The 11664-nt window shown below is 64.5% G+C and carries 10 protein-coding genes; 6 read left to right on the top strand and 4 right to left on the bottom strand.

The genetic code is table 11. From position 1 onward, the window contains the following. Nucleotides 1-64 precede the first annotated feature (64 nt). Nucleotides 65-1183, top strand: coding sequence for a helix-turn-helix transcriptional regulator (locus tag R2669_RS02215; protein WP_316898298.1), 1119 nt, complete (start codon nt 65-67; stop codon nt 1181-1183). Nucleotides 1184-1190: 7 nt separating this feature from the next. On the opposite strand, the gene R2669_RS02210 is transcribed toward R2669_RS02215, so the two are convergent. From R2669_RS02210 to R2669_RS02195, 4 genes are all read right to left on the bottom strand, one after another. Next, nucleotides 1191-1496 carry an NIPSNAP family protein gene (locus R2669_RS02210; RefSeq protein WP_092972042.1) on the bottom strand — a complete coding sequence of 102 codons (306 nt, stop codon included), beginning with the start codon at nt 1494-1496 and terminating at the stop codon, nt 1191-1193. A gap of 86 nt (nt 1497-1582) precedes the next feature. Continuing rightward, nucleotides 1583-2614 carry a cytochrome d ubiquinol oxidase subunit II gene (locus R2669_RS02205; RefSeq protein WP_316898296.1) on the bottom strand — a complete coding sequence of 344 codons (1032 nt, stop codon included), beginning with the start codon at nt 2612-2614 and terminating at the stop codon, nt 1583-1585. Continuing rightward, nucleotides 2611-3999, bottom strand: a complete 1389-nt coding sequence (locus R2669_RS02200) for a cytochrome ubiquinol oxidase subunit I (protein WP_316898294.1) — start codon at nt 3997-3999, stop codon at nt 2611-2613. Before R2669_RS02200 ends, R2669_RS02205 begins: the two co-directional genes overlap by 4 nt. Before the next feature lie 20 nt (nt 4000-4019). Next, nucleotides 4020-4580 (bottom strand): GbsR/MarR family transcriptional regulator, encoded by a 561-nt coding sequence (locus R2669_RS02195; protein WP_147218278.1) that lies wholly within the window; start codon nt 4578-4580, stop codon nt 4020-4022. A gap of 434 nt (nt 4581-5014) precedes the next feature. Between R2669_RS02195 and R2669_RS02190 the strand changes: the two genes are divergently transcribed. The 5 genes from R2669_RS02190 (at nt 5015) to nirB (ending at nt 11661) form a co-directional block, all read left to right on the top strand. Further along, nucleotides 5015-6559: a methyl-accepting chemotaxis protein gene (locus tag R2669_RS02190; RefSeq protein ID WP_147218276.1), complete on the top strand. Its 1545-nt coding sequence runs from the start codon at nt 5015-5017 to the stop codon at nt 6557-6559. A 112-nt stretch (nt 6560-6671) separates the two neighbouring features. Beyond that, the gene (locus tag R2669_RS02185) at nt 6672-6926 is read left to right on the top strand and encodes a GlsB/YeaQ/YmgE family stress response membrane protein (protein ID WP_147218274.1); all 255 of its coding nucleotides are present in this window, start codon (nt 6672-6674) and stop codon (nt 6924-6926) included. Nucleotides 6927-7087: 161 nt separating this feature from the next. Then, entirely contained in the window at nt 7088-7381 is a 294-nt protein-coding gene (locus R2669_RS02180) for a hypothetical protein (protein WP_147218272.1), read from the top strand. A gap of 387 nt (nt 7382-7768) precedes the next feature. After that, the gene (locus R2669_RS02175) at nt 7769-9091 is read left to right on the top strand and encodes an MFS transporter (RefSeq protein ID WP_316898292.1); all 1323 of its coding nucleotides are present in this window, start codon (nt 7769-7771) and stop codon (nt 9089-9091) included. Nucleotides 9092-9105: 14 nt separating this feature from the next. Further along, nucleotides 9106-11661 carry a nitrite reductase large subunit NirB gene (gene nirB / locus R2669_RS02170; RefSeq protein ID WP_316898290.1) on the top strand — a complete coding sequence of 852 codons (2556 nt, stop codon included), beginning with the start codon at nt 9106-9108 and terminating at the stop codon, nt 11659-11661. Nucleotides 11662-11664 lie beyond the last annotated feature (3 nt).

Raw genomic sequence — 11664 nt, 5'->3', positions numbered from 1 at the left:
TGTTTACACCGGGTGAGCACGGCGGGCGCCATGGCCAGACAGCCATCCTTCGGGGGAGGGGAGTGTGCTTAAAGACCAGCTCATTGGTGATCTGTACGAAGCCGCGGTGACGCAGGACGGTTTCCTGGACGTGTTTCACGACGTCACGGAAGCGCTGGGCGCCAACGTGTTCCACATGTTCAGTTGGGACCCCGTTCGGAATGCACCGCATCTTTCGACTTACTCCCCAGGGCGGGGGTGGGACGATGCCATTGCCCGCTACGACCAGTACTACGGCGCGCTTGATCCGCGGCGCGCGCATGTCGAGCGTGCCGCGCAGGGCGAGTTTGCTTTCTGCCAGGACTACGTGTCCGATGCCTACGTCGAGCGCAGCGAGTTCTACCAGGACTTTCAGCTTCCGTCGGGATTTCGCTACCTGATGGGCGTGCGGCTGGCGCGTCCCGGCGGCAGCGACATCCTGCTGGGCATGCTGCGCGCGAACGGCCGCGCTCCGTTTTCCGACGAGGAGCGCGCCACGGCTGCCGGCATGACGGGCCACCTGCAGCGCACCATCAATCTCTGGCAGGACACGCGCGTGCTGCATCGCGATGCAGCCGTCGGGGCAGAACTGATGGAGCAGCTTGGCCTGGCCGTGTTCGCACTCGGGCGGGATCAGCGTGTGCTGTTTGCCAACGCGCAGGCCGAAGTGTTGCTGCGCGCATCGACTTGCCTGCGGCTGGAGCACGGCCGGCTGGTTGCCGCGTTTGCCGCCGACAACGATGGCCTGCAAGCCGCGCTGGCGCGGGTGGCGAAGTCACGCAAGGGCGAGAGCCTTGCCGTGCGGCCGGCACTCGGGGCGCCGCACGAAGTCTTCCTCGGTATTTCGCAGTTGCCGGCCAATGCCGCGCATGCCGCGTTTGGCGATGCCGCCATGCTGGTCACGGCGCGCCGCAAGGGCGATGCCGCACCGGTGACGGCCGTGCAACTGCGCCAGGCGTTTGGTTTGTCAGCGGCGGAGGCGGCGGTGGGTGAAGCGCTGATCGCCGGCAAGACGCCCGACGAATACGCAGCCAACGCCAACGTCGCCATGTCGACCGTGCGTTCGCAGCTGCGGGCCATCTTTGAAAAGACGTGCACGCGATCGCAGGCGGAGGCCGTGGGCGCAATGCTGTGGGTGCTGTCGCAGCGCAGGCCGCAACGCTAGACGGCTGTCAGGAAAATACCGGACGGAAGAAGCTGCGCTCGTAGCTGACGATGCAGCCGGTGTCTTCGGCGTACTGGAAGGCCGCCATGCAATCGGGGTCGGTCTTGGCGCGCTCGCGATAGACCTCGTAGGTCGCCAGACTCGGAAACGAGAACAAGGCCAGCGCGACGTTGTTCGCCCCTTCCGATGGGAGAAAGTAGCCGTGGTGCTGGCCGCCGAATTTTTCGACGAGCGGAATCCACATCTTTCCGTAGGCTTCGAATTCGGCAAGCCGTGCCGGGTTGATGATGTAGCGGAGGTAGCAGGTGATCATGGCGCGTGTGGTGAGGTCGGAAGCGCACCAGCCTAAACGTCCGCCCGCAGTCCGGTCAATGCCGTGTGCGGGCGGCGTGTTCAGTCTCAGTAGTAGCGCAACTCCGTCGCCTTGCCGTGGAACACCTTGTACGAGTAGATCGTGTAGCCGACGATGGTCGGTAGCACAATCGCCACGCCCACCAGCATGAATTCAAGCGATTCCGGCGCGCTGGCGGCCTGCCAGATGTCGAGCCGATCCACCACCAGATACGGGAAGAGGCTGTAAGCGAGGCCATTGAAGGCCAGCAGGAAGATGGCCCCGGTACCGACGAACGGCGCCCAGATCAGGTGTTCATCGCCCTTGGCAATCTGCTGCGGCAGGCGGCGCAGGACCCAGTCGATCAGCAGGAACAGCACGATGGTCACCAGTGGCACGGGCGCCAGCAGGATGATGTTCGGCAGCGCAAACCACTTGTCGAACACGCGTGTGCTGACCCACGGCGTCGCCAGCGACACGGCAGCCACGCCCAGCGCGGTGAACCACAGGCTGCCGCGTGCCCACTGCACCGCGCGCAGCTGCAGCGCGCCTTCCGTCTTCATGATGAGCCACGTGGCGCCCAGCAGGAGGTAGCCGGCAATCAGGCCGCCCGCCGTGCAGATCGCAAAGATGACGTTGGCGGCGTCGTACTGGAAGCCGGTGATGTATAGGCCGAGCATCAGGCCTTGCGCTGCGGTGGCAATGACGGAGCCGGCATAGAACGCCCGGTTCCACCACGGCTTGTGGTGCGCGCGTGCCTTGACCCGAAAGTCGAATGCAACCCCGCGCAGGATGAGGCCAAACAGCATCAGCGCCACGGGCAAATAGAGGGCGCCCAGGATCTCGCCATGCGCGGCGGGAAACGCCACCAGCAACAGCCCGACACCGAGCACGAGCCAGGTTTCGTTGGCGTCCCAGAACGGCCCGATGGAGGCGATCATGGTGTCCTTCTCGGCGTCGTCGGCGCGGCGCAGCAGGATGCCGACGCCCAGGTCGTAGCCGTCGAGGACGACGTAGGCGAGCACGGCAATCCCCATCAAGGCCATGAAGACCACCGGCAGCCAGCCGGCGGGTTGGGCGAGGTCGGGAATGGTGCTCATGCTTGGCTCCGGGCGGGTTGGGCGAAGACCGGGTTGGGTGTTTCGATGACGGGTGTGCCGGTGGCATCGGGGTCGGTGGGGTCGATCACGCCACCGGCCTTGCGGGCCAGATAGAACACCACGCCGATATACGAGGCGATGAGGAACGCGTACAGCGCCAGGTACATCGCCAGCGTGCTGCCGATCATGCGCGCGGGCACGGACGACGCTGCCTGCGCGGTGGTCAGCACGCCGTAGACGAGCCACGGCTGACGGCCGATCTCGGTGACGTACCAGCCGGCCACCACAGCGACCCAGCCGGAGAACGTCATGGCGACGAGGGCACGCGCCAGCCAGCGCGGCAGCTCGCCGTTGCGGCGAAGGCGCCAGGCGCTTGTCCACGACACCGCCAGCATCAGCAGCCCCACGCCCACCATCAAGCGGAAGGCGAAGAACACGGGCAGCACGGGCGGGTGCTCGTCAAACTGGTCGAGCCCGCGTACCTCGCCGTCGAGCGAGTGCGTGAGATACAGCGATGCCAGCTTCGGCACCGCGATCTCGTAGCGATTGCTGTGCGAAGCCGCATCGGGAATGCCGAACAGCACGGCGGGCACGCCGCGTTCCGTTTGCCAGATGCCTTCCATCGCGGCCAGCTTGGCCGGTTGATGCTCCAGCGTGTTGAGGCCGTGCGCATCGCCGGCGGCAATCTGCAGCGGGATCAGCATGGCTGCAAGCACCACGCCGGTCTTGAGCGCCGCACGCACATCGCCGCCGCGGTCGTTGCGCAGCCAGCGGTAGGCCGATACCCCTGCCAGCAGGAACGACACCGTCAGTCCTGAGGCCAGCAGCATATGCGTGAACCGGTAGGGGAACGACGGGTTGAAGATGATCGCCAGCCAGCTTTGCGGATGCGCGCGGCCGTCGATCATCACGTAGCCGGCGGGGGTCTGCATCCACGAGTTGAGCGCGATGATCCAGAACACCGAGATGGTCGTGCCCAGGGCAACCAGGAACGTCGCGAATGTGTGGATGCGCGGGCTTACGCGGCCCGTGCCGAACAGCATGATCCCGAGAAAGCTGGCTTCCAGAAAGAACGCCGTCAGCACTTCATACGCCAGCAGCGGCCCAGCGATGTTGCCGACGGTATTCATATAGCCCGGCCAGTTCGTGCCGAACTGGAAGCTCATCGTCACGCCGGACACCACGCCCAGCGCGAACGTCAGTGCAAAGACCTTCACCCAAAGGCGATAGGCGGACATCCAGGCTTCGTCACTGGTCTTGCGATAGCGCAGCTTGAAGAACAGCAGCACCCACGCAAGCGCGATGCTGATGGTGGGAAAGAGGATGTGGAAGGTGATGTTGGCGCCAAACTGGATGCGCGCCAGGACAACGGGATCGAGCGACATGGTTTTTTTCTTGATACGGGCTACTTCGATTTGCCGCCAACGACAACGGCAAGCTTGTTCTTCATTTCCAGCAGCTTGTGCACCTTGGCGCCCATCTTCATGAGCTGCTGCAGCGATTCGGCGTCGAGCTTCTGCACGTCGTCGAACCAGTTCGTCATGAGCGTGATGAGCTGGTACATCTCCTTCATGCGCGCCTGGGCGTGGCGGTCATCCGGATCGTTGGGAGATTCGAGCATCACGTCGCGCAGCAGCGAAAGCGTGGGGTCGATCTCGCGCTTGCGGCGCTCTTCGGCCAGCGTGCGGAAGATGGTCCAGATGTCGTCGGGGGCGGAAAAATATTCGCGCCGGTCGCCCGGCTTGTGCGAGAGCCGGACCAGCTTCCACGACTCCAGCTCTTTCAGCCCGATGCTCACGTTGGAGCGGGAGAAGCCCAGCGCCTCGGCGATCTCGTCCGCGTTGATCGGCTCGCGCGCGGCGTAGAGCAGCGCGTAGATCTGCCCGACGGTGCGGTTGATGCCCCAGCGGCTGCCCATCTCGCCGAAATGCAGGACGAAGCGCTGTTTCAAGGGGGAGAGTTGCATTGTTTTGATTTTTCTCAATTTTTAGGAATTTGTGAAAGTTTAGCTGTCTTGGCCGGCCTCGCAATGTGGCGCGCTGTCGCGGGGGGGTGTGCTGTGGTTCGGGAGCTATCGCGTCGCAATATGTGAGGTTTGCTCACAACGGCGCATGTGGCGCACCGTTTTTATGTTTTATCTCAAGTTCAGGCGCCAAGAATTAACGCAGATGGGGTATTAACGAACGTGCTTGGCGGCGGTAATCCGATGCGCTCGTCGCGCGAGCCGAGAAATCTGCTCCGGATAAGGTAGATGCGAATCATTTTTCATAATGCGTTTATCTGCTCGGGCAAGGGAATGAGTCGCGTTTGGTGAGCGCCAAAGCGGGGTTATCCGGCCTTAATAAATCCGGTTATGTGCCGATAATCCGTTGCGAAGCAAATCATCAAAGGAGATTCCCCATGCGTGTCAACGAACCTGTTACCCAGCGCGAATACGAGTTCCCGGACAACGCCACGCTCATGTCGACCACCGATACCCAGAGCTACATCGCGTATGCGAACGCAGCGTTTGTGGAGGTGAGCGGTTTTTCCCGCGAAGAGATCGAAGGGCAGCCACATAACATCGTGCGTCACCCGGATATGCCAACCGAGGCATTTGCCGACATGTGGGCCACGCTCAAGGCGGGGCAACCATGGACGGCGCTGGTCAAGAACCGCCGCAAGAATGGCGACCATTATTGGGTGCGTGCCAATGCAACGCCCGTGGTGCGTAACGGCCGGACCAGCGGCTATATGTCAGTGCGCACCAAGCCCACGCGCGAGGAGATCGCTGCAGCCGAGGCGCTCTACAAGGATTTCCGCACCGGCCAAGCCGGCAGCCGGAAGTTTCACAAGGGTCTGATCGTGCGAACCGGGTTGATGGCCTGGCGTTCGGTGTTTCAGGTGATGCCGGTGCGCTGGCGCATCCGGCTCACGTTTCTCACATTGCTGCCCGCGCTGGTGGCGGTGGCGTGGGCGTTTGGGCTCTCCGGCGCGGCGCTCGGCGGTTTTGCCGGCGCGTTGCTCGTGGCGCTGGCGCTGGCGTCGTGGTCATTGAAGGTGCAGATCGCCACGCCGCTTGAAAAGCTGCAGGAGCTCGCACTGAGCGTGGCCTCGGGTGAGAGCCGGAAAGTCGCCATCGCAGACCGCGTGGACGAGATCGGCATGACGCTGCGCACGATCAGTCAGCTCGGGCTGATGTTTCGCTGGTTGATCGACGACGTGGCCGAGCAGGTCGTCAACGTGCAATCGGCCAGCCAGGAGATCGCCAAGGGCAACGGCGACATCAACATCCGCACGGAGCAGGCCGCTGCCAGCCTGGAAGAAACCTCCAGCTCGATGACGCAGATGACCGCCACGGTGGCCAGCAATGCCGAGACGGCCGGGCAGGCCAACACGTTGTCGAGCGCGGCCACGCAGGCGGCGGTCAACGGCGGCCGTGCCATGGAACAGGTGGTCTCCACCATGAGCGCCATCACGCAGAGCGCCAAGCAGATTGCCGACATCATCGGCGTGATCGACAGCATCGCGTTCCAGACCAACATCCTGGCGCTCAATGCGGCCGTGGAAGCCGCGCGTGCCGGCGAACAGGGGCGTGGTTTTGCTGTCGTCGCGGGCGAGGTGCGTGCGCTTGCGCAGCGCAGCGCCGGTGCAGCCAAGGAGATCAAGGAGCTGATCGGCACCAGTGTCGACAAGGTGGAATCCGGCTCGCGGCTGGTGGACGACGCCGGCAAGACCATGGACGACATCGTCGAGCAGGTCAAGAAGGTCTCGGCCATGATCGCCGACATCAGCCTGGCGACGGCGCAGCAGACCGAAGGCATCACGCAGGTCAGCCAGGCGGTCAACCATCTGGATCAGGTCACGCAGGAGAACGCCACGCTGGTCGGCCAGAGCGCGGCGGCGGCCGAGGGCCTGCGCATCCAGGCGACACGCTTGGTGGAGGCGGTGAACGTGTTCCGTTGAACACGACGCAATTGCAAAAACCGTGTGAGCGCCGCATCGCGATTGTGCGGTCTTCGCCTACTATGCCTGTGCGGTAACGTCCCTCAAAACGCACATTCATTGGAGCGCGAACATGGCCTCACACGGTTTGATTGCCTGGTTGATCATCGGCGCGGTAGCGGGTTGGCTGGCCGGCATCCTGGTCAAGGGCGGTGGTTTCGGCATCTTCGTCGACATCGTGGTCGGCATCGTCGGTGCGTTCATCGGCGGATGGCTGGCGGGGGTGCTGGGCATCTCGCTGGGCGGCGGGTGGATCGGCTCGATCGTCACGGCGGTCATCGGCGCGGTGATCCTGCTGTTCATCATCCGGCTCATCAAGCGCGCATAGCGCAAGGCAGCACCAATCCCAAGAACGGCGGTGGATGCGGATGTCATCCAACCGCCGGATTTCAACATGCACCGCATCACCTAGACTGGTTGAACCAAGGGCAGCCGCGCCGCGCCACAAGCGCCGGCGGGGCCGGTACACGCTAACCCGGCGAGGCCACCATGTCTGACCAGCTCACCACCGCACCGCAAGAACTCTACGAAGGGTTCGAGATTCATGTTGTGCCAAGCCCGACTCGGGCAAACTCCACGCGCTACACCTACACCGGCTACGTGTGCCACCCCGGCGCCGATCCGCAGTTGCCCGGTCACGTCGTGGCGTTTCATGCCGATGGCGACGAGACCTTCCGCAGCCCCGAAGAAGCCATGGAAGAAGCCGTGCACGTGGCGCGCAGCATCGTCGACGGCACGCATCCGGATTTGTCCGTGCTGTCGATCGTGACGCACGGCTACTGACGTCGGTTACGGGTCCGGCAGCTTCTCCTTCCACACGTCATGCACGTGATGTGCCGGTCGCCATTGGCGGCGGCCCACGCATTTGCTGTGCCGCACCATCCCGACCGCATCTGCACCGAAACCGTGCGGCGCGGTGCTCCCGCATGAGGCACGCGCGGGCGGCGATTTCTTCTGAATCTCCCGCAAACCGCGACAGTTCAAGGCTTTGCCCGCCTGGCATACCTGTTGCATAGCACCATTGCGCGGGTCAAAGGCGATTCGTGCTCTTCGTGGTGAAGGCCCTGGTGCTCAGGGCTACTTGGACAACGGCGTCCCAGACCCCGGCTACTGCAGCCGGGCTCTCGGACGCCTTTCTTTTTTTTTGGCCCCTGATTGATGGGATTCAACATGACCGGCAAAGCGACCCGAATCGACCTGTTCAGCCTGCGCACGCCGCAGATGCGCGCCTTCCATCTGACGTGGCTCGCGTTCTTCGTGTGTTTCTACGCGTGGTTTGCCTGCGCGCCGCTCATGCCGGTGCTCAAGGGCGAGTTCCACCTCACGCCGGGCCAGATCGCCAACATCAACATCGCGGCCGTGGCGGTGACGATCCTGGTGCGGCTGATTGTCGGCCCGCTGTGCGACCGCTTCGGCCCGCGCAATACCTATACCGGCTTGCTGCTGCTCGGCGCCGTCCCCGTGCTGGGCGTGGCGCTGGCGCAAAGCTACGAGGCCTTCCTGTTCTTCCGCCTGGCGATCGGCGCGATCGGCGCGAGCTTCGTCATCACGCAGTACCACACGTCGGTCATGTTCGCGCCCAACGTGGTCGGCACGGCCAACGCGGCGGCTGCAGGCTGGGGCAACGCAGGCGGCGGTGTGGCGCAAGGCACGATGCCGCTGCTGCTGACCGCCATCGTGATGATGGGCGTGACGCAGAGCCTGGGGTGGCGCCTCGCCATGGTGGTGCCGGGCGTGGCGATGCTGATCGTCGCGGCGCTGTACTGGCGCTATACGCAGGACTGCCCGGAGGGCAACTTCAGCGCGCTGCGCGCCGCCGGCAAGACCATCGACGGCGGCAAGAAGGGCGGCTGGGGCAGCTTTGTGTCCGCTGCCGGCAACTACCGTGTGTGGCTGCTGTTCATCACCTACGGCGCGTGCTTTGGCGTGGAGATCTTCATCCACAACATCGCCGCTACCTACTACGTCGACCACTTCGGCCTGTCGCTGTCGGCCGCGGGCATGGCTGCCGCGAGCTTCGGCCTGCTGGCGCTGTTTGCCCGCGCACTGGGCGGCATCGTTTCGGATCGCGTGGCCGCCAAGCGCGGCCTGGATGCACGGACCCAACTGCTGTGCGTGCTGATGGTGGGCGAGGGCCTGGGCCTGTTCGGATTTGCCCATGCGGGCAGCGTGCCGATCGCCATCCTGGCGATGCTCGGCTTCGGCCTGTTCACGCACATGGCATGCGGCGCGACGTATGCGCTGGTGCCGTTTATCGATCGCCGTGCGCTGGGCGGTGTGGCCGGCATCATCGGCGCGGGCGGCAACGCCGGCGCGGTGGCCGCGGGCTTCCTGCTCAAGGGCATGGCGGATACGCAGGCCACGCTGTCGGTGCTGGGCGTGCTGGTCGGGCTGTCTGCCATCTGTGCGATTGCCGTGCGCTTTTCGCCGGAACACAAGGCGCGTGAACAAGCGCTCTACGACAACACGCTGGCCGCTGCCGGCAACGCCTGAAAGAGGACATCACCATGACCATGAAGATCGTCGTCATTGGCCACGGAATGGTGGGCCACAAGTTTCTGGAAAGCCTGCTGCATGCACCGGGCCATCACCTTCAGGTGACGGTGCTGTGCGAAGAGCCGCGCCCCGCCTACGACCGCGTGCACCTGTCGGAATTCTTCACGGGCAAGACGGCGGAAGATCTCTCGCTCGTCGCGCCGGGCTTCTTTGACCGCGATGACGTGGTGCTCAAGCTCAACGCCCGCGCCACGGCCATCGACACCACCGCCAAAACCGTGACGGCGTCCACCGGCGAGGTGCTGCCGTACGACAAGCTCGTCATCGCGTCGGGCTCTTCGCCGTTTGTGCCGCCGGTGCCGGGCCGCGACCGCAAGGACTGCTTCGTCTATCGCACCATCGAAGACCTCGAAGCGATGGCCGAGTGCGGCCAACGGGCCAAGACCGGCGTCGTCATCGGCGGCGGCCTCCTGGGGCTGGAATGCGCCAAGGCGCTGCGTGACATGAACCTGCAAACGCACGTGGTCGAGTTTGCCGGCCGCCTGATGGCGATGCAGGTGGACGACGGTGGCGGCCGCATGCTGCGCCGGAAGATCGAAGACCTGGGCGTGACCGTCCACACGCAGAAGAACACGTCCGAAATCGTCGACGGCGAAACGGCGACGCACCGCCTGAACTTTGCCGACGGCACGCATCTGGAAGCCGACATGGTGGTCTTCTCGGCCGGCATCCGTCCGCGCGATGAGCTGGCGCGGGCTTGCGGGCTGGAAGTGGGCGAGCGCGGCGGCATCGTGATCGACTCCGAGTGCCGCACCTCCGCGCCCGATGTGTACGCGATTGGCGAATGCGCGCTGTGGGGCGGCAAGGTCTACGGGCTGGTTGCGCCGGGTTACGAGATGGCCCGCATCACCGCCAAGCAGATCCTGGCGGCGGACGACGCGTCGGAGTTCAGCGGCGCCGACATGAGCACCAAGCTCAAGCTGATGGGCGTGGATGTCGCCAGCCTGGGCGATGCGCAGGGCGTGACGCCGGGCAGCCGCAGCGTGCAGTTCACCGACGAGCGCAAGCAGATCTACAAGAAGCTGGTGGTGTCGGAAGACGGCAAGTATTTGCTGGGCGGCGTGCTGGTGGGCGATGCGGCCGAATACGGCACGCTGCTGCAGATGATGCTCAACCGCATCGAATTGCCCGAAGCACCGGAATTCCTGATCCTGCCGCAGGCCGATGGCAATGCGCGCCCGGCGCTGGGTGTGGACGCGCTGCCCGACAGCGCGCAGATCTGCTCGTGCAACGACGTGTCGAAGGGCGCGCTGTGCCAAGCGGTGTGTGCCGGCGCCACGTCGGTAGGCGCGCTCAAGGACGCGACCAAGGCCGGTACCTCGTGCGGCGGCTGCGTGCCGCTCATGACGCAGGTGATGAAGGCCGAGATGAAGAAGCAGGGCCTGGCCGTCAACAACCACATCTGCGAGCACTTTCCGTATTCGCGTCAGGAGCTGTATCACCTGGTGCGCGTGGGCCGCATCCAGTCGTTCGAAGCGCTGCTGGAAGCGCACGGCAGCGGCATGGGCTGCGACATCTGCAAGCCGGCTGTGGCGAGCATCCTCGCTTCGTGCTGGAACGACTTCGTGCTCAAGAAGGAGCACGCCAGCCTGCAGGATTCCAACGACTACTTCCTCGCCAACATCCAGAAGGACGGTACGTACTCCGTGGTGCCGCGCATGCCCGGCGGCGAGGTCACGGCAGACGGCCTGATCGCCGTGGGCCAGGTCGCCAAGAAATACGGCCTGTACACCAAGATCACCGGCGGCCAGCGTGTCGACCTGTTCGGCGCGCGCCTGGAGCAACTGCCGCTGATCTGGGAAGAGTTGATCGCGGCAGGCTTCGAGTCGGGCCACGCGTATGGCAAATCGCTGCGCACGGTGAAGTCGTGCGTGGGTTCCACATGGTGCCGCTATGGCGTGGGCGATTCGGTCGGTTTTGCGATTGCGCTGGAGAACCGCTACAAGGGCCTGCGCTCGCCGCACAAGCTGAAGTTTGGCGTGTCGGGCTGCACGCGTGAATGCGCCGAGGCGCAAGGCAAGGACGTCGGCATCATCGCCACCGAGAAGGGCTGGAACCTGTACGTGTGCGGCAACGGCGGCATGAAGCCCCGCCATGCCGAACTGCTGGCGGCCGACCTCGACCAGGAAACGCTCATCAAGTATGTCGACCGCTTCCTGATGTTCTACGTGCGCACGGCCGATCGCCTGCAACGCACCAGCACATGGCGCGACAACCTGGAGGGCGGCCTCGACTACCTGAAGGACGTGGTCATCCACGACAAGCTGGGCATCGCGGCCGAACTCGAAGCCGAGATGCAGCATGTGGTCGACACCTACCAGGACGAATGGAAGACGGCCGTGACCAACCCCGACGTTCGCAAGCGCTTCCGCCACTTCGTCAACAGCGAGGCGAACGATGCGAATGTCGTCTTCGTCGAAGAGCGCGGCCAGATCCGCCCCGCCACGGTCGAGGAGCGTGCCAAGACACGGCCCGTGCGCATTCCCGTTGTTGCTGAAGCCGCTTGAGCC

The organism is Ralstonia edaphi, assembly GCF_958350185.1.
Lineage (GTDB): Bacteria > Pseudomonadota > Gammaproteobacteria > Burkholderiales > Burkholderiaceae > Ralstonia > Ralstonia edaphi.
Note: the sequence above shows the minus strand (reverse complement) of the source record. Positions and strands in the feature narration are given on the sequence as shown.